This is a genomic window from Vibrio sp. 1727, from assembly GCF_033344415.1.
In the GTDB taxonomy this organism is placed as follows: Bacteria; Pseudomonadota; Gammaproteobacteria; order Enterobacterales; family Vibrionaceae; genus Vibrio; species Vibrio alginolyticus.
Window position 1 is genome coordinate 27,938 of record NZ_JAWPOT010000002.1, and the last position, 19,286, is coordinate 47,223.

General features: G+C 46.2%; 18 protein-coding genes. 11 read left to right on the forward strand and 7 right to left on the reverse strand.

Features of this window, described 5'->3' with window-relative positions:
• Positions 1-2: 2 nt before the first annotated feature.
• Both R8O10_RS02560 and R8O10_RS02565 read right to left on the reverse strand, forming a co-directional pair.
• Positions 3-929 (reverse strand): electron transfer flavoprotein subunit alpha/FixB family protein, encoded by a 927-nt coding sequence (locus R8O10_RS02560; protein ID WP_005373301.1) that lies wholly within the window; start codon positions 927-929, stop codon positions 3-5.
• Positions 926-1,678: an electron transfer flavoprotein subunit beta/FixA family protein gene (locus R8O10_RS02565; protein WP_042523555.1), complete on the reverse strand. Its 753-nt coding sequence runs from the start codon at positions 1,676-1,678 to the stop codon at positions 926-928. The genes R8O10_RS02560 and R8O10_RS02565 overlap by 4 nt, the downstream gene beginning before the upstream one ends.
• Before the next feature lie 155 nt (positions 1,679-1,833).
• On the opposite strand from R8O10_RS02565, the gene R8O10_RS02570 reads away from it, so the two are divergent.
• The 9 genes from R8O10_RS02570 (at position 1,834) to R8O10_RS02610 (ending at position 12,576) form a co-directional block, all read left to right on the forward strand.
• Entirely contained in the window at positions 1,834-3,471 is a 1,638-nt protein-coding gene (locus tag R8O10_RS02570) for an electron transfer flavoprotein-ubiquinone oxidoreductase (RefSeq protein WP_053304706.1), read from the forward strand.
• A gap of 242 nt (positions 3,472-3,713) precedes the next feature.
• Entirely contained in the window at positions 3,714-4,514 is an 801-nt protein-coding gene (locus R8O10_RS02575; protein WP_005373297.1) for an ABC transporter ATP-binding protein, read from the forward strand.
• Positions 4,514-6,466: a long-chain fatty acid--CoA ligase gene (locus tag R8O10_RS02580; RefSeq protein ID WP_154204278.1), complete on the forward strand. Its 1,953-nt coding sequence runs from the start codon at positions 4,514-4,516 to the stop codon at positions 6,464-6,466. The genes R8O10_RS02575 and R8O10_RS02580 overlap by 1 nt, the downstream gene beginning before the upstream one ends.
• On the forward strand, positions 6,466-7,359 hold the full coding sequence (locus tag R8O10_RS02585) for a branched-chain amino acid ABC transporter permease (protein WP_005373295.1): 894 nt from the start codon (positions 6,466-6,468) through the stop codon (positions 7,357-7,359). Before R8O10_RS02580 ends, R8O10_RS02585 begins: the two co-directional genes overlap by 1 nt.
• An 11-nt stretch (positions 7,360-7,370) precedes the next feature.
• Positions 7,371-8,438, forward strand: a complete 1,068-nt coding sequence (locus R8O10_RS02590) for a branched-chain amino acid ABC transporter permease (RefSeq protein WP_005382737.1) — start codon at positions 7,371-7,373, stop codon at positions 8,436-8,438.
• Between the two features lie 45 nt (positions 8,439-8,483).
• Entirely contained in the window at positions 8,484-9,728 is a 1,245-nt protein-coding gene (locus R8O10_RS02595; RefSeq protein WP_005373285.1) for an ABC transporter substrate-binding protein, read from the forward strand.
• 80 nt (positions 9,729-9,808) lie between these two features.
• Positions 9,809-10,630 carry an ABC transporter ATP-binding protein gene (locus R8O10_RS02600; protein WP_017633695.1) on the forward strand — a complete coding sequence of 274 codons (822 nt, stop codon included), beginning with the start codon at positions 9,809-9,811 and terminating at the stop codon, positions 10,628-10,630.
• 9 nt (positions 10,631-10,639) lie between these two features.
• Positions 10,640-11,842, forward strand: coding sequence for a phenylacetate--CoA ligase family protein (locus tag R8O10_RS02605; protein WP_285335117.1), 1,203 nt, complete (start codon positions 10,640-10,642; stop codon positions 11,840-11,842).
• A gap of 137 nt (positions 11,843-11,979) precedes the next feature.
• Positions 11,980-12,576: a methyltransferase domain-containing protein gene (locus R8O10_RS02610; RefSeq protein ID WP_318191071.1), complete on the forward strand. Its 597-nt coding sequence runs from the start codon at positions 11,980-11,982 to the stop codon at positions 12,574-12,576.
• 288 nt (positions 12,577-12,864) lie between these two features.
• Here the strand turns inward: R8O10_RS02610 and R8O10_RS02615 are convergent, their stop codons facing one another.
• The 3 genes from R8O10_RS02615 to budA are packed head-to-tail and all read right to left on the reverse strand — an operon-like array spanning position 12,865 to position 16,138.
• On the reverse strand, positions 12,865-13,623 hold the full coding sequence (locus tag R8O10_RS02615) for an SDR family NAD(P)-dependent oxidoreductase (protein WP_047101310.1): 759 nt from the start codon (positions 13,621-13,623) through the stop codon (positions 12,865-12,867).
• Entirely contained in the window at positions 13,620-15,323 is a 1,704-nt protein-coding gene (gene alsS / locus R8O10_RS02620; protein WP_053349211.1) for an acetolactate synthase AlsS, read from the reverse strand. The genes R8O10_RS02615 and alsS overlap by 4 nt, the downstream gene beginning before the upstream one ends.
• Positions 15,324-15,352: 29 nt before the next feature.
• Positions 15,353-16,138, reverse strand: a complete 786-nt coding sequence (gene budA / locus R8O10_RS02625) for an acetolactate decarboxylase (protein ID WP_318191072.1) — start codon at positions 16,136-16,138, stop codon at positions 15,353-15,355.
• A gap of 97 nt (positions 16,139-16,235) precedes the next feature.
• Here budA and R8O10_RS02630 point away from each other — a divergent pair, with 97 nt between their 5' ends.
• Both R8O10_RS02630 and R8O10_RS02635 read left to right on the forward strand, forming a co-directional pair.
• Positions 16,236-17,117: a LysR family transcriptional regulator gene (locus R8O10_RS02630; protein ID WP_005373271.1), complete on the forward strand. Its 882-nt coding sequence runs from the start codon at positions 16,236-16,238 to the stop codon at positions 17,115-17,117.
• Positions 17,118-17,295: 178 nt separating this feature from the next.
• Positions 17,296-18,051 carry a PhzF family phenazine biosynthesis protein gene (locus R8O10_RS02635; protein WP_318191073.1) on the forward strand — a complete coding sequence of 252 codons (756 nt, stop codon included), beginning with the start codon at positions 17,296-17,298 and terminating at the stop codon, positions 18,049-18,051.
• A 70-nt stretch (positions 18,052-18,121) separates the two neighbouring features.
• Here the strand turns inward: R8O10_RS02635 and R8O10_RS02640 are convergent, their stop codons facing one another.
• Complete coding sequence (locus R8O10_RS02640; RefSeq protein ID WP_015313385.1) at positions 18,122-18,250, reverse strand: DUF2474 domain-containing protein; 129 nt, start codon at positions 18,248-18,250, stop codon at positions 18,122-18,124.
• 20 nt (positions 18,251-18,270) lie between these two features.
• Positions 18,271-19,278, reverse strand: coding sequence for a cytochrome d ubiquinol oxidase subunit II (cydB, locus tag R8O10_RS02645; RefSeq protein WP_318191074.1), 1,008 nt, complete (start codon positions 19,276-19,278; stop codon positions 18,271-18,273).
• Positions 19,279-19,286: the final 8 nt, after the last annotated feature.

Here is a 19,286-nt window from a genome sequence, read left to right on the forward strand (position 1 = left end):
GTTTAAAGTTGTTCGGCAAGCTGAGGTAGTACCTCAAATAAATCACCAACCAATCCATAGTCGGCAACTTCAAAGATAGGAGATTCTGGATCTTTGTTGATCGCGACAATCACTTTGGATTCCTTCATTCCTGCAAGATGCTGGATGGCACCGGAAATCCCAACCGCTATATAAAGCTTAGGTGCAACGATTTTACCGGTTTGACCCACTTGTAAGTCGTTGGCAACAAACCCGGCATCAACCGCCGCGCGAGAAGCGCCAATGGCAGCACCTAGTTTATCGGCAACTTGTTCGATCAACGCGAAGTTCTCTTTGCTACCGACCCCGCGTCCACCTGACACAACCACCTCTGCCGCGCTTAATTCAGGACGTTCTGACACGGTTTTATCGACAGAAACCAATTCAACCATTGGAGCTGAGATAGTGACCTGCTGATGCTTAATATCAGCTTGGTTGTGACAAGTAACCGGCTCAAACGCAGACGCGCGCACGGTGATGACGCGAACCTTGTCGCTGGTGGTCACTTTGGCAAATGCGTTTCCTGCGTAAATAGGGCGGATAAAAGTGTTTTCATCGATAACTTGGACAATATCGGAAATTTGCCCAACGCCGAACTTCGCTGCTACTCGCGGTGCAAGATCTTTCCCTTTTGATGATGAGCTAGCCCAGATTGCGTCAAAACCTTCAGCAACACTCACTACAATAGGTGCGATACTCTCGGCAAATTGATGCTTAAGTTGCTCATCATCGACACAAATTACGTTTGATATACCATCAACGCGACAAGCTTGTTGAGCGACTTCTTCACACTGGTGGCCCACTACGATCAAAACATTGTCTTGGCTGACTTGTTTTGCTGCATTAACCACTTTGAGTGTGTCCGCATGCAATTGGTTATTGTCATGCTCTGCTATGATTAAGTTCTTCATGAAATCACCTTCGCTTCGTTACGCAGCTTATCGAGAAGCTCTGAGACAGATTCAACCTTGATGCCACCTTTTCTTTGCGCTGGCGGTGTGATTTCTTGAATGGTTTGGCTAAATACCACTTCAACACCCAGACTGTCAGGTGTGATGGTATCTAACGGCTTGCGCTTAGCTTTCATGATATTAGGCAAAGAGGCAAAACGCGGTTCATTCAGGCGTAAGTCAGTACTGATCACCGCAGGTAAGTTCATCGCGACCGTCATCAAGCCGCCGTCCACTTCTCTCACGACCTGAACTTTTTGATCTTCAATCTTCACGTCGGAAGCGAAAGTTGCTTGAGGCCAGTCAAGTAGGGCGGCCAGCATCTGAGCCACTTGGTTGTTGTCCGTATCAATGGATTGTTTACCCGTAATCACAAGCTGTGCTTGTTCTTGCTCAACTAGAGCTTTGAGCAGCTTAGCAACAACTAATGGCTCTATTTTGTCTTCAGTATCGACATGAATAGCGCGATCGGCGCCTAATGCAAGCGCGGTACGTAGTTGCTCCTGACACTGGCTACCGCCAGCACTGACAACGATGACTTCATCTGCAATACCTTGCTCCTTTAGTCGTACGGCTTCTTCAACGGCTATTTCGCAAAATGGATTAATCGTCATCTTGACGTTATTGGTTTCAACATCGCTATGGTCCGCTTTCACGCGAACTTTAACGTAGGGATCAATGACCCTTTTGATTGGCACTAGTATTTTCACGTTAGATTCCTTTTACAGTGAAGACTATGTGTTTACAGTGAAGACGATGTGATGACGTCTTTAAAATGATGTTAATTTACCTTTACGTTTGCGTCAACTTTAAATATATTGTTTATTAACAAGTTGGCAACATGCAAAGAAAAAGGAATGCAATCATGGAAAGAGACTGCATGGAATTTGATGTTCTGATTGTAGGCGCTGGTCCCGCAGGTTTGTCTGCGGCATGCCGAATCAAACAATTAGCAGCAGAAAAAAAACAAGACCTCTCTGTTTGCGTGGTAGAAAAAGGTTCTGAAGTTGGAGCGCATATTTTATCGGGTGCGGTGTTTGAAACGCGGAGTTTGGATGAGCTTTTTCCCGACTGGGAAGAGAAAGGCGCTCCGCTCAATACCAAAGTAAACCAGGATAAAACCTACTATCTAGGCAATGACATCAATGGTCATGAACTGCCGTCTTGGGCGGTGCCTAATACGTTACATAACAAAGGTAATTACATCATAAGTTTGGGCAGTCTATGCCGATGGATGGCGTTGCAGGCTGAGAACTTGGGGGTGGAGGTCTACCCAGGTTTTACCGCCAGTCAAGCGATCATCGATGAAGATAGTCGTGTTTGTGGCGTGATCACGGGCGATATGGGATTAGATAAAAATGGTGAACAAAAAGGAAATTTCGAACCTGGTATTGAACTGCGAGCGAAGTTTACTTTATTTGCTGAAGGCGCACGGGGGCATATTGGTAAGCAGTTGATTAACCGATTTAATCTTGCTGAAGAGAAAACGCCTCAACACTACGCTATCGGTTTTAAAGAGCTGTGGGAAATCCCATCAGAGCAGCATCAGCAAGGTTTAGTAGTGCACGGATTAGGTTGGCCGTTATCAAATGAAGCTACAGGTGGCAGTTATCTCTACCATTTAGAGGGAAACCAAGTTGCCGTCGGGTTGATTGTTGACTTGAATTATAAGAATCCGCACTTGAGTCCATTTGATGAGTTTCAACGTTTTAAACACCACCCGTTGATTGAGCAATACCTCAAAAATGGGAAGCGTATTAGCTATGGCGCGAGAGCGATTACCAAGGGCGGCTTTCATTCGCTTCCCACGCAGCAGTTTGCTGGTGGCTTGTTAATTGGCTGTGATGCAGGAACACTTAACGGCGCTAAAATCAAAGGCACACACACCGCAATAAAATCTGGAATGCTTGCCGCTGAAGCAGTATGTGAAGCCCTTGAGAGTCAGTCAGTTACTGCTGATTATCAAAAGCATTTCAAACAGTCTTGGCTGTATGAAGAGCTTTATCAAGCACGTAACTTCTCAAGTGGAATCCACCGCTTTGGATCGTGGCTGGGCGGTGGTTTAGCGCTGCTGGAACATAACGTGTTAAAAGGCAAAGCTAAGTGGCATATCCGCTGTGATAAGCCTGATCATCAGTCTCTGTTATTGGCGGAAAACAGCAATGAAATTGTCTATCCGAAGCCTGATGGCGTGTTAAGTTTCGATCGCCTCTCTTCCGTTTATCTATCCAATATCTTCCATGAGGAAGATCAACCATGCCACTTACGACTGGAGAACCAGCGGATCCCTATTGAGCAGAACCTTGAATTATATGCAGAGCCAGCACAGCGCTATTGTCCGGCTGGCGTGTATGAAATCGTACAGGGGGAGCAGCAGCCAGAGCTGCAAATAAATGCGGCCAACTGTATCCACTGTAAGACCTGCGACATCAAAGATCCAAGTCAAAATATTACCTGGACTCCGCCAGAAGGTGGTGGTGGTCCGAACTATCCAAATATGTAAGCGTTTGAGAATAATTTTTATTAACAATTTATTTACTTAAAGTTTGCGTTAGTTCAAATCTTTCTCGATGAACTCGATTGCAACTTAATCTTTCAGGCACTATTCTGATTTTAAATTGACGTTTACGTAAACTGAATACAAAGTTGATGCATAGGTGTAAAAGCGGTTACCAGTATCAAAGTTAGGTTTGATCAAATAGTGCTCAATGGAACGCACTTAAAATAACGAAAGGGAGATCAACTATGGTATCGGAATCGCCTCTGTTGCAGGTAAACGATATTTCATTGGCTTTTGGTGGGGTGAAAGCTTTAACTGACGTGAGCTTCCATGTGAATGAAAAGGAAATTTTTTCAATCATTGGTCCAAACGGTGCAGGTAAAACCTCAATGCTCAATTGCATCTCTGGTCGATACACACCAAACAAAGGCTCTGTAATCTTCGCTGGAGATGACGTAACTAAACGTACACCAAGCCAACGAGCTGAGTTAGGGCTGGGAAGAACCTTCCAAAACTTAGCGCTCTTTTCTCATATGTCGGTACTGGACAACATCATGGTTGGCCGACACCACCTACTGAAAAATAACTTCGTCACGGGGCCACTCTATTGGTTCTCCAATGCGCAGAAAGAAGAGATGGCGCACCGCAAATATGTGGAAGACGTGATCGATTTTCTAGAAATCCAGCACATCCGAAAAGCGACTGCAGGCACGCTATCTTACGGCTTACGTAAGCGTGTAGAGCTTGCTCGTGCCATTGCCTTAAAACCTAAGTTACTGCTGCTTGATGAACCAATGGCAGGTATGAACTTGGAAGAAAAGGAAGACATGGCACGTTACATCATGGATCTGAATGAAGAATTAGATATCACGATCATCATGATTGAGCACGACATGGGCGTGGTCATGGACATCTCTAATCGCGTTTTGGTTTTGGATTTCGGTAAACACATTGCTACGGGTGAGCCTGAAGAAGTGATGGCCAACCCACATGTGAAACAAGCGTACTTAGGCGAAGAGTTACCGACATTAGAGGAGAGTGCATAATGGCACAGCAACATAATGATTGGGCAGATATAACCCGCTTAGATACCTTTCCAAAAGTGTTGCAACACAATGCCAAGAACTGGCCCGAACAAGTCGCAATGCGTGAAAAGGAGTTTGGTATATGGCGAGAGTTCACTTGGAAGGATTATGAAAACCGCGTCAAGTGGATGGCACTGGCACTACGAGATTTGGGTATTGGTGAGCAAGATGTCGTTGGTTTGCTAGGTGATAACCGCCCTGAATGGGTATGGGGCGAGTTAGCGGCACATGCGATCAAAGGTTTCTCGCTGGGCATCTATCAAGATTCTATGCACGAAGAGGTGGCGTACCTTATCAACTATGCAAAAGCAAAAGTCGTGATTGCCGAAGATGAAGAGCAATGCGACAAGCTGCTTGAGCTTGGTGATGAAATTCCTAGCGTTGAATACATTATTTACTGCGATCCTCGTGGAATGCGTAAATACGATGATCCAAGATTAATTGATGTTGAACAGGTCTACAAAAAAGGTCAGCTGATTGATAAAGCGGACCCAGACAAATATCTCAATATGGTTGTTGAAACCAAAGGCAGCGATCTTTCAATTCTTTGTACAACGTCGGGTACGACTTCTAAACCAAAATTGGCTCAGCTACACAGTGGCACGTTCTTGGATCACTGTGCGGCTTACTTGCGTGCAGACCCTCGTTCCCCAGGCGACAACTACGTTTCTGTTCTGCCTTTGCCTTGGATTATGGAGCAGGTTTACGTGGTTGGTCAGGCGTTGATTTCTCGTCAAATCGTTAACTTTGTGGAAGAACAAGAAACCATGATGTCCGACTTGCGTGAAATCGGTCCAAACTTTGTGCTGTTAGCGCCACGTGTGTGGGAAAACATTGTGGCAGACGTGTCTGCACGAATGATGGATTCGACACCGTTTAAGCAAAAGATGTACAAACTGGGCATGAGCTTAGCCAACAAAGCGTTAGAGCAGGGCAAACGTTCTAAACTCGCCGAATGGATTCTTTTGCGTGCTTTGCGAGACCGTTTAGGCTTTTCGAACCTAACATCTGCTGCAACGGGCGGCGCGGCGATGGGGCCTGACACTTTCCGTTACCTACAAGCTATTGGTGTGCCACTTAAGCAGCTTTATGGTCAGACCGAAATGTGTGGCGCATACACCGTGCACCAAGCGGATGATGTGGATTACGATTCCGTTGGTGTTGCGTTTGATAATGCAGATGTGAAAGTCATCAACCCGGACAGCAATGGCGTTGGTGAAATCATCGCGAAAAGTACAGGCATGTTTACTGGCTACTTAAACAACCAAGCAGCATATGATGAAGATGTTCAAGATGGTTGGATGCACACAGGCGATGCGGGCTATTTTAAAGATTCCGGTCACTTGGTGGTGATTGATCGTCTGAAAGATATGTCGGAAACCAGCCATGGCGACCGTTATTCGCCACAGTTTATCGAAAACAAACTCAAGTTCTCGCCGTTTATTGCAGAAGCCGTGGTGGTAGGTAAAGGTCGACCTTGGCTGTCTGCCATCATCTGTATTCGCTATGCGATCGTCGCGAAGTGGGCAGAGCAACGCGGCTTGGCATTTACCAACTACACCAACTTATCTGCTCAACCAGAAGTGTACCAAGCGATTCGTGAAGAAGTTCAAAAAGTGAACGAATCCCTACCGGATGCACAGAAGATCAGCAAATTCATTCTACTTTACAAAGAGCTGGATGCCGACGATGGAGAGCTAACTCGCACACGTAAAGTACGCCGTGGTGTGGTTGCAGAGAAATACGGAGACATCATCGAAACCATCTACAGCGACGATCCAAAAGTCGATGTCGATACGGTGATCACTTATCAAGATGGCACCAAAACACGCATTCAAACGTCGCTAGTTATTGAAACGCTTATTGAGCATGAGCCAACACTAGTGGATAGCGAACAACGGAGGATCGCATAGTGAATACGGATTTATTACTGCAACTCGTCATTAATGGCGTGATCGTTGGCATGTTGTATGGCGTTGTCGCCATGTGCTTTGTATTGATTTACAAATCGACCCAGGTGGTCAACTTTGCTCAGGGTGAGTTCTTGTTGATTGGCGCATGGGTATGTTGGGCGGCATTGGTACACCTACAGTTACCGTTTTTTATAGGCTTTTTACTCACGCTCGCGTTCATGATGATTTTTGGTATCGCCGTGCAAACCATTGTGCTCAGACCGTTGATTGGTGAACCGATTATCTCTGTGATCATGGTGACCATTGGTCTATCGATGTTTTTCCAAGCGCTGATGAAGTGGATATTCGGTGTCTCTGCTGTGTCGTACCCGCAAGTGTTCGAAACTAACGTGGTGAATATCGGAGGTTTGAATGTTGAGTTTGCTTACATTCTTAGCTTGATCTTCTCAATGCTCATCATGGGCGCGTTCTACTGGTTCTTCAAATTCAGCAAAATGGGTCTGGCAATGCGCGCAACGGCATTCAACCAGCAAGTAGCCCAGAGTCTTGGCATTTCCATCAAGAAAGTGTTCGCCATCAGTTGGGCCATTTCGGCAATGGTATCTGCAACAGCAGGGATTGTTATCGGTATCGTTAACGGCGTATCTGACGCGCTATCCATTATTGGTATCAAAGTTTTCCCAGCCGTTATTTTAGGTGGCTTAGATTCGGTAGTCGGCGCAATTGTCGGTGGTATTACCATCGGGGTGCTAGAAAACTTGGCTGAGTTTTTTGATAGCCAATACCTGCAAGTGGGTAACCTGTACAACATCGCACCATTCTATGTGCTGTTAATCATTCTTGCCTTCAAGCCATATGGCCTGTTTGGTACCAAAGATATTGAGCGTATTTAAGGAGAAATAACATGGCTCAACTTAGCATGCGCCCATGTGGGGATTTTCGAACCACATACAAAAGCGATACGCCAATTTTTGAAACCAAAACCATCAGAAGCCTTGCGATTGCAGGTGTCATCGCCATGCTGGCAGCACCGCTGGTCTTGGATATTTACTTCCTAAACCTGTTTATTCAGATTGCATACCTCGGTATCGCGGCATTGGGCTTAAACATTTTGGTTGGTTTTACCGGACAAATCTCGCTAGGTCACGGTGCGTTCTTTGGCTTTGGCGCCTTTGCATCGGCTTGGCTAAATAACCAGTTTAACATTCCAGTCGTGTTTGCGATTCCGCTCGCGGGTTACTTAACCATGATTGTGGGGATGCTGTTTGGTCTGCCAGCGGCTCGAATTAAAGGTTTATACCTAGCTATCGCAACGTTGGCGGCGCAGTTTATTCTAGAGGACTTCTTTGCTCGCGCAGATTGGTTCAGTGGCGGCTCATACGGTGCTAGCGCGAACCCAATTAATTTGTTTGGCTTTGAGTTTACGACTGACGAAAGCTTTTTCTATATCGCTCTGTTTGCGCTGATCTTCATGTATATGTGGGCATCAAACTTAATCCGTTCTCGTGACGGTCGCGCGTTTGTCTCAGTACGAGATCACTATTTGTCAGCAGAGATCATGGGTATCAACCTAACCAAGTATCGTCTGCTCTCATTTGGAGTGTGTGCATTCTATGCAGGCATCGGGGGGGCACTCTACGGACATTATCTAGGGTTTGTATCAGCAGAAGGCTTCACCATCATGATGTCTATCCAGTTCTTGGCAATGATCATCATTGGTGGCTTGGGTTCAGTCAAAGGCACATTGATGGGGACGATATTTATCGTATTGCTGCCTGAAGTTTTGGAGTTTGGCGTAACGGGGCTTTCAGCGTTTGGTGATACCACCGCTTTCACTGATGGTCTGGCTTACTTCAAAGAAATGGCGATTGGTCTAGTCATCATGCTGTTCCTCATTTTCGAACCTCAAGGATTATCGCATCGCTGGCAACAGATTCGAGCATATTGGAAACACTATCCGTTCTCATATTAACGTGGAATTAAGTGGAATATACCTCAATAACAAGGACAACGAGTTATGAACAAAGGACATTTAGCGACAACGTTGGTGCTGTCATCTGCACTGTTTACTACCGCAACTTGGGCAAAAGATTCTGTGTTTGTCGGGCAATTAGTCGACTTTTCTGGACCAACTGCCTATGTGAGCAAGCCTTATGGTTCTGGCGTGCGAGACGCATTGCGTTGGATTAACCAAAACGGTGGCATTAACGGTACCGAGCTCGAATTTGAAACAGTAGACATGGCGTACAAAGTACCAGTGGCGATTTCTAACTATAAACGTTGGGTGGCGCGTAAAGACATGGTTGCGCTGCAAGGTTGGGGTACGGCGGATACCGAAGCGCTTATTTCGTTTGTTACCAAAGACAAAGTGCCGGTGTTCTCTGCTTCTTACTCTGGTCACTTAACTGACCCAACCGGTAAAAACCCAAAAACCGCGAAACCAGCGCCTTATAACTTCTTTTATGGTGCGTCGTACTCAGATGCGTGCCGTGCGCTAGTTAAGTGGGCGAAAGAAGATTGGGAATCTAAGGGCAATCAAGGTGCGCCGAAATTTACGCACATTGGCGATAACCATCCATTCCCGAATGCGCCAAAAGAAGCGTGTGCAGAGTACGCTAAAGAGCTTGGTTTTGATGTGCAAAACCCAGTCGTTGTGTCACTAAAACCAGGGGACTTCAAAGCGCAATGTTTGTCGCTGAAAGAGTCAGGCACCAACTATGGTTACATTGCTAATATCGGTAGCTCGGTTATCTCACTAGTGAAGTCTTGTAACACGGTTGGGACAGAGTTCCAGTACATGGCAAACATTTGGGGCGGCGACAAGCCAGTGCTTGAAGCAGCAGGCGATGGCCTTAAAGATTACGTTTTCCCGGGTATGACGGCGTTTTGGGGAGATGATAATGAGGGCATGAAGCTGGTTCGTGAGATTTCTAAGCAGTCTGAATCAGAGCCGGGCGAATTCAGAACTCACCATTACATTCGCGGTATTTGTTCTGCGTTCTATATGAAAGAAGCAATGGAGTGGGCGAAAGACAACGGTGGTATCACAGGTGAAAACATCAAGAAGGGCATGTATGTCCATGACAACTGGGTACCACAAGGCTTAGAAGGTGTTTGTGTCCCTGCGAACTGGAAACCGGAAGATCACCGAGGCACAACAACCGTGAACGTCTTTATGGGCAACAACGATGGCGGTGCAGTTGATATTAAGAAAGTATCTCAGGTGACACTGTCACGTCGTGACGATTGGCTAGGTTACTAATCTACGACTTATTAATAACAAAGCTTACTGAAAATAAGGATGGGTGACAGAACACTCTCACCCTAGCAAGGAGTAGCTTGATGGCTGAATTAGCAACGAATATCGAACCGGCAGAAATACTGCTTTCAGTGAACAACATTGAAGTCGTCTACGACGAAGTAATACTAGTACTTCGCGGTGTGAGTTTAGAAGTTCCAAAAGGGCAGATTGTGACCTTACTGGGCGCCAACGGTGCGGGTAAATCCACAACGTTGAAAGCCATTTCTGGTTTATTGAAAACCGAAGATGGTGAAGTGACGCGCGGCGAAATCAACTTCATGGGCGAGCGTATAGACAACAAAAGCCCGGAAGAGATCGTCCGTTCGGGCATCTTCCAAGTTATGGAAGGGCGCCGAATTGTTGAAGATATGACGGTAATAGAAAATCTTCGCTTAGGCGCTTATACACGCTCTGACAACGAAGTTGAACAAGACATCGAAATGGTGTTTGACTATTTCCCGCGACTCAAAGAGCGCACTGGCCTGGCGGGCTATTTGTCTGGCGGTGAGCAACAAATGTTAGCGATTGGCCGAGCGTTAATGGCTCGACCGAAGATGATTTTGTTGGACGAACCGTCTATGGGGCTTTCTCCGCTGCTAGTTAAAGAAGTATTCAGCATTATTAACAAGATCAACAAAGAGCAAGGCATTACCATGCTTTTGGTTGAACAGAATGCCAACTTCGCTCTTCAAGCGGCCGATTACGGTTACATCATGGAATCAGGCAAAATCGTACTGGATGGCAGCAAGCACGAACTGTTAAACAATGAAGACGTAAAAGAATTCTACCTTGGCGGAGGCGATGAAGATCGCAAGAGCTTTAAGAATCTGAAATCTTACAAACGTCGTAAGCGTTGGTTGTAAGGAGCAAGGATGAACGAACTATTTGATGCGAAAGAATCGTTGTCTCTACAGGCGCGAGAAGAGTCGCTGTTTCAACGTTTGCCAGCGCTGATTGAGAATTCGAAAGCCAATAGCGAACATTACGCAGCGCATTTTTCTGAGTTAGAGCCTACATTGGCAAACAATCGTGAAGGGCTTGCTCAGCTCCCGATTACACGTAAGTTCAATGTACCAAATCAGCAGCAACTTAAACCGCCGTTTGGTGGCTTAAATAGCGTTGCCATTGGTCAAATGGCGCGTGTTTTTCAGTCTCCTGGGCCTTTATATGAGGCTCAAACGGATGAGGCCGATTTCTGGCGTATGGGGCGCGCGTTTCACGCTGCTGGGTTCTGTGCGGGTGATTTAGTGCATAACACGCTCTCTTACCATTTCTCTCCTGGCGGATTTATTATGGATGGTGGCGCAAGGGCTTGTGGCTGTGCGGTATTTCCGGCTGGAGTAGGCAATACCGAAGCGCAAATAGAGGCAATTAAACAGCTTCAACCTAATGGTTACACTGGTACACCTTCGTATTTGCTGACGTTGCTACAAAAGTACCAAGAGAAATACGATGAGCAGCCTAGCTTTGAGAAAGCTCTGGTCTCTGGTGAAGCGGTTACAGCAGACATGCAACAGATGTTTGAGGAAAAAGGCATTGCAGTCTTTCAAGCCTACGCAAGTGCAGAGCTTGGCTTGATTGCTTATCAAGTGTCTGGTGAACAAGGATTAGTGATTGCCGAAGATATTATTGTTGAAATCGTTGATCCTGATGGTGTTCCTGTACAACCGGGAGAAGTCGGTGAAGTCGTTGTAACGTCGCTCGATGAGAAGTTCCCGCTGATTCGCTACGCAACGGGAGATTTATCGGCATATCTAGAGACAAGTTCTGATTCTTCACGCACGAATGCACGAATTAAGGGCTGGATGGGACGAGCAGACTCCGCGGTGAAAGTAAAAGGGCTGTTTGTTTATCCGCATCAGATCCAAGAAGTCTGTCGTCGCCACGATATTAAAGGCTCCTTGAAAATTGAGCGCGATGGCTTCAACGATGCCATTACTTTCTGCTGTCATGATGTTCATGTCTCGGCAGAGGACATTCAAGCGACACTTCAGTCTGTCACCAAACTGAAAGGCAATGTCCAGTTTGTACCGAACCAAGTGGAGCAGCCGTTAATCAATGATCTTCGCAGTTAACTCATTGGTGGCATAAGTGCAGTAGAAAGTGGTTGTCATAAAAAACTAACAACGTACAGACAAAAGGCTAGAAAAGGGATACCACATTGCGCTGCGTATCCCTTTATTTTTTACTACCGCAATCAGGGAGCGGGTAAATGAAACAGGCACCAATGATTAAGACACAATTCTGGGATGATTTGTTTATCCGAGGCACTATGCCTTGGGATGCCCAATCGACACCTCAAGAACTCAAGGATTATCTCGACAATTCACTTCATGTAGGCCAGTCAGTGTTTATTCCTGGGTGTGGTGCCGCTTATGAACTGAGCACTTTTATTCAATATGGGCATGACGTGATCGCGATGGATTACAGCCAAGAAGCGGTAAAAATGGCGCAATCAACGTTAGGTAACTACAAAGATAAAGTCGTATTGGGTGATGTATTTAATGCCGATTTTTCTCACTCGTTTGATGTCATTTACGAGCGGGCCTTTCTCGCAGCACTACCAAGAGACATGTGGTCAGAATATTTCTCTATGGTGGATAAATTGCTGCCAAGAGACGGTTTGTTAATTGGTTATTTCGTTATAGATGATGATTACCACTCTCGCTTCCCTCCATTTTGTTTGCGAAGTGGGGAACTGGCATCTTTTCTAGAGCCCACGTTTGAACTTGTGAAGTCCTCAGTGGTGGCAAACAGTGTTGAGGTTTTTAAAGGCAGAGAGCAATGGATGGTGTGGCAGAAGTGTTAGTCGTCACTGAGACTTCTTTAGAAAGTATTCGCGGAAACTGTCTGGTTCTTTGTGAATCGCTGATACATAAGTCTTCACTCTATGTCTGATGGAATGCTCACATAGTTTGTCGGTTTGTGTGAAACATTAATTGCTCGTTGCTGGTTTAAGTTGTTGAGATATCTCTAACAGCGGTTGAGTGGTTGAGTTTATTGCTGGCACGAGTTATGTGCTCAGAGCGTAAAGCGACAGATCAGCATCGATCCGAAAGGTAGTAGAACGTCTCTTACTGATCTGTCTATTTCATGCTTACACTATTTTAGGTTGACCATCTGATGCGGTGGCACCGCCGTCTACAGGTAGGTTTACGCCATTAATGAAAGATGCGTCATCACTTGCCAAGAAAGTCACGACAGACGCAATTTCTTCAGGTTCGGCTGCTCGGCCAAGCGCAATGCGCTCATTGAATTTATCGCGGATGTCCTGCGGCCAGCCGTTTGTCATGTTGGTTTTTACTAAACTTGGGCATACGGCGTTAATTCTTACCCCATCCGCACCATGGTCCAATGCCATCGCTCGGGTAAGGTTCACCACTGCGCCTTTACTCGCGCAATAGAATGCGGCACCCCAGTCACCACCCAAACCGGAAACGGACGCGGTATTTACCATACAACCTTTCGTTTTTAAGAGTTCAGGCAAAGCAAACTTCGCGCAATAAACAACACCATCAATGTTTACACCAGAGATCTTCTTCCAGTCTTCCACACTACCTTCAATCACGGTACCAGGGACATGTACGCCAGCATTGTTTACTAAAATATCCAGTTTACCGAAACGGGTAACAACATCAGAAATCAGTGCTGCGACTTTGTCTGGATCAGAAACATCAATGGAATGCGCAGACACACGCTGTTTATCAAAGCCCTCAACGGCGTTTGCCAACTGCTCTTCATTCCAATCGGCAAGAGCGACGTTTGCGCCTTCTTCATACAAACGTTTTGCGATGGCCAAACCAATGCCATTGGCAGAGCCAGTCACGAGTGCGACTTTATTTTTTAATCCTCTCATGCGATTTCTCCTTCGAAACTTACAAAAACGGGATCTTGATTTTTCTCTGTGCGCGGCAACATCAGTTTGTCGTTGTCGCTGTAATCTACGGGGATAGCCACCACTGCTGGTCCTTCAACGTCCATGGCTTTATTCAATGTCGGTAGCAATTCGTGTTGACTAGTCACTGCGAAGCCTTTCGCGCCAAATGATTCGGCGTACGCCTTGAAATCAATTGGTCCAAATTTCACACCAGAGCAGCGCTGATATTTGTTGATCTCTTGCATTTCTACCATGTTGTAGGCGTTATCAACCCACACAATATGGACGATATTGCAGTTCAGTCTAACCGCGGTTTCTAACTCCATGCTCGACTGCATAAAACCGCCGTCTCCTGATATCGATACCACTTTGCTACCAGGTTTTAGTAGGCTGGCACCAATGGCCCATGGTAGTGCAACGCCCATCGTTTGTTGGCCGTTAGACACCAGCATTTGGCGAGCTCGAAAACAGCTTAAGTAACGAGCGATCCAGATGTGGAAGCTCCCCATATCAAGGCATAGCGTGGTATCTGGTGTGATGATAGATTGCATGGCTTTAATTAGCGCCAGTGGATGAAACCCTTGCTTGTGATAGACATTGGGATAGGTCTTGATCACTTGCCGTTGCAGTGCTACCTCTTCCAGTACTGAAAGTGCCGTTGGGGAAAGGCGAGCATATTCAGAGATATAGCTGCCCATCTTGTCTAATGACTGCGCAATGTTTCCGACGATTTCAACACAAGGTTGATAATTAAGTTGGTATTCTGCTGGTTCAATATCGAGGTGAATCACTGGGTTGCGGTGGCTGTTCCAAAGCTCAGGGTCATACTCTATTGGGCTAAAGCCGATGGTGAGAATTAAATCGGCATCACGCAGTAAAACATCGCCGGGTTGGTTGTTAAATAAACCGACACGCCCAGCAAAGTGATGATAGTAATTGATATCTACCGTGCCGGCGGCCTGGTAAGTGCCGACAACGGGTAGCTGCGTATTTTGAAGAAATCGGGCGATAGCAGCAGCGTTTTGACTGCGGCTCGCGTGAAGGCCAAGTAAAACCACACAGCGCTTTGCTTTACTGATTCGACTGACCGCATCTTCGATTGCTGCGATGTCAGCGCAACCAGGCTGTGTGTAAGGCGAGGGGACAATAATGTCCGTTTGGGTTTGCTCGGATAAAACATCTTGGGGGAGACTCAAAAAGCAAGCCCCAGGACGACCTGACTCTGCGATACGAAATGCGTTCGCCATGATCTCGCTTGCGGCGTCCACATGCTGCACTTCAGCACTGAACTTAGTAATAGAGCGAAAAATACTGACGGTATCCATGCTCTGGTGTGTTTGTTTTTGCTGGTCAGTTCGTTTCACCGCACCACCGATAGCAATCAGCGGATCGCCTTCGGAGTTTGCTGTTGCCACCCCCGTAACTAGATTTCCACAGCCAGGGCCTGACGTAACCATGGTGACGCCTGCTTTGCCGGTTAGTCTTCCCATAACGCCCGCCATAAATGCGCCGTTAGCTTCGTGGCGTACCGGAATCATTTGGATGTTAGTGTCTTCAATCGCATCGAACAGTCGATCGATTTTTGCACCGGGAATACCGAAAATGTACTTAATGCCGAGAGACTCTAGCTGTTGAGCGATCAACTGAGCTCCATTTTTATTTGAAGGTTTGGATTGCATTTGTTGTCCTTATTATTTGCCTGACTTTGTTACTTTTCCGCCTTTTCTATGGCGGTATTTATATCTTCCGGAGCCAAATTGGCGTTGAGGAAGTCTGTCGATACCGGGGTATCAATCACTAGCCGCGAGACTTTGCCAATCTGGAGGAACCCTGACGAAATGCTGTAATCCTGAATATGACCACCTCCTTGGCGGTCATCGGTAATAAAGTGTTCGTGATAGCCGGGCACATTGATGCCAGTCGTATATTTAGGACTGCGAAAGCCGGCGACCACGCCTTGCTTATGCGTGAAGCGGAACGTTGGTTGTTCTTTGACCACTTCAAGCATTGGCCGATAAGGGCGTGTTTGTTTAGGTACGGTGCGAGTACGAACTGAATCGAAAACGCCATCAATGCGCACTGCGCAAAATAGGTTATCGCTTGGAACCATGTCGTCTATGAGGCTATGGACTTCATGACGTGACATGCGCGATGTCAGTGGCAGCTCGATATCAGGCTTAAAAAAAGTCATGACAGCAAAGGGCGTTTTTTGCGCCAGGTCTGCCGGGTTTGCGGAGCCATCCGACTTGAGTTGAAAAACTTCCTTATCAAACGCAATCAACTCACCATCCAATTCATTGAACGTACCTAAACCAAAATCCCCATGTTTTAGCAGTTCTTCTATGGTTGTCGAGCCTTCGTAAACACCAGCGATCAAAGCACTCATTAACGAAGTCTGATAAATCTCAACATCTCCGGTAACGTGATGGTATTCAGAAAATTCTTTCGCTACTTCAAGCGAACAAGCACATAGAGGGTTATAAAATCCACGCATGAGTAAGACCAGTTATGCAATGAAGAGTATATTTAGATTGACTTCTACACGGTGCTAAATCCAATATAAAAAAGATTTATTTTGATATGGAAAATATATGGAATTTCGCTACCTGAAGTATTTTGTCGCGGTCGCCGAGACTCGTCACTTTACCCGAGCAGCTGAACAGCTAGGGATTGCGCAACCTCCTTTAAGTCAACAAATCAAAAAGTTAGAGCACGAGCTTGGCGTAGACCTATTTAAGCGCTTGTCTAGAGGAGTAGAGCTGACCCATGCAGGGCAAGTCTTTTATACGGATGCGGTAAATATTCTTGCTGATGTGGAACGCGCTAAAGCAAAAGCTCGACAGATTGCCCGTGGTGAAAATACGCAGGTTAAAATCGCGTTCGCAACGTCAACATCAACTTGCATTAAGGTATTAGAGAGGGTGGGGCGAATTCAAGAGAATGGGGTTCACTTCCAGACGGCGGAACTGTCAATGCCAGAGCTTGCCACTCAGTTAAAAAGCAAACAACTTGATCTCGCAATCATGCGGCTACCCTGTTACGCCAGTGAGCCTTTTGAGCACAAGGTGTTGTTTAACGACCCGTTTGTCGCGGTGATTCCGGCGGGGCACGAACTGGCAAAATATCCCTGTATCCAGATGAAACAGTTGAGAGGCCATAAAATTTTACTGTTTCCACGAGAGACTGGACCCGCACTGTTTGATGGCATGAGTACACTTTTTGCCGACGCAGGAGTAAGGCTCGAACCACAGTTCGCAGCACCGCAACTTCGTACGACGATTGCCATGGCGCAGGCTGGGTTAGGTATTGCTCTCGTTCCGCGCTCACTGGCTGAACATCTCGATGATTCCGCGACAGTCGCCGAGATTGATGATATCCCCCTAACCAGTCGTGTTGTCGTTGCTTGGGAGGCATCTAATCTCAATAAACAAGCGCTAAAAGTAGCCATGCACATCGGTCATGTTGAGGCTTAAAGCTTTGTCATATAACCTGTCGATTGTACCCAACGAACAAAACTTACTGAAGATTGCGACTCTGTTGTCGTATATATTACCTACATCAAGTTGACTTGATAGCTGAACTCTCGTTTTTATCGAGATGATAATGACGAGGACCTTGATTTAATGCATGGTTAAACCGCAAGGGTGATGGATGATTAAAGCGCAAATATTTGATGTATTTTGTGATGAGTTAGCTCAAGGTAATCCATGTGGCGTTGTCGAACTAAATCACTGGCTGAGTGATTCTGAATTACTTCAAATCACTCATCAGGTCGCTCAACCTGTCACATCATTTGTGGTTCAGTCTGGCAGTGACTACCACATTCGCTGGTTTAGCCTAGAAGGAGAGATCAACCTATGTGGACACGGAAGTTTGGGCGCAGGCGCTGCAATCATTTCCAACTATCATCAGAATGAGGTCATTCTAAAAAGCCAGTATGGCCATATTACCGTTACTGAACTGGATGGAATGTACAGGATCGTGATGCCAAGTTGGCAAGCCAAGCCTCATGCCATCCCCTTGGGTATTTCAGGCTTTTCCAATCACCCCGTAGATGCTTTTACAACGCGTGATTTGGTTGTTGTTCTCGAATCCGAAGATGATGTTGTTCGCTATCAACCTAACTTTGATGAGCTGATTAAAATTGATGAGTTTCATGCGGTCATCGTGACGGCTCAAAGCTCTGATAGTGGCTATGTGCTGCGTTACTTTGCACCTAAAATCGGTATTTCAGAAGATCTTGCCACAGGCTCGGCTCAGTGCTCATTAGCGCCTTATTGGTTTGAAAAGCTGGGCAAAGAAAAATTGACGGCTCGTCAGCTATCTCGTGCTGGTGGTTATTTTGAAGTGGCTCGTGGTTCAGAATCTACTATCGTATTGTCTGCACACGTAAAAAATCGGACTTGAATGTAAACGCCTCTAGCTCTTACACAAGCTCTAGAGGCATCCATTTTTTTATTGACTTAAAAGTGCCGAGCTAAGATTTTAACCCTGCAGCGGTCATCATGACGCGAAACAGCATTGATACGAACCCCAGAGCTAGCACACTGGCCGCCCAGATCCCAACCATCCAAGCCCACTGGCGACACCAATTTTTGATTTTCATACTCACTCCTTATCAACTCGTTAATGGTACGCTTCGCCTTCTTTCACTTTTCCGGAGAAGACGTAGTAACTCCAAAAGGTGTAAGCCAGAATGATCGGGATGATGATCACCGCTCCAACGAGCATAAAGCGCTGACTGCTTGCAGGAGCCGCTGCTTCCCATATCGATATGCTAGGAGGAATGATATTTGGCCAGATACTGATACCAAGCCCAGCGAACCCGAGAATCACGATCACCAATGCCATCACGAAAGGGTTGCGCTCTTTTCGCTTTTTTACGGAGTCGGCAATCTTCAAACAGACCAGTCCAGTAATGACAGGTACCGGCAGTAAGTAGAACAAATTAGGCAGAGAAAACCATCTTTCCGCAATGGCAGGGTAAGCAAGTGGAGTCCAAGCGCTCACAATGACTAATGCGGAGATCATCGCCAGTAGTGTTTTGTTAGTGAAGCGGTGCATCGTGTTTTGCAGTTCACCTTCCGTCTTCATGATGAGCCATGTGCTACCAAGCAGCGCGTACGTTGCGACTAAACCCAAACCACAAAAGATGGGAAAAGGGCTGAGCCAGTCGAGTTGGCTACCTACGAAGACGCGGTTTTCCACCGCAAAGCCTTGAATTACCGCGCCAACAACGATGCCTTGGAAAAACGTGGTTAAAATCGAGCCGACCATAAAAGAGCGATCCCAGAACTTTAAGTGGTTTTCCAATGCTTTAAAGCGAAACTCAAATGCGACGCCACGAAAGATCAAAGCAATCAACATCAACGTTAAAGGGATGGTTAGCGCTTCAATAATCACCGCGTAAGCCATCGGAAAAGCGCCAAATAGAGATGCGCCTCCAAGCACAATCCAAGTTTCGTTGCCATCCCAAACTGGCGCGACACTGTTGACCATGACGTCTTTTTGTTTTTCATCCTTGATGAAGGGCATCAGTATTCCAATACCCAAATCGAAGCCATCCATGATGATGTACATCAAAGTGGCAAAAACGATGATCGCGAACCAAATCACGGATAAATCAAAATGCATATTTTCTA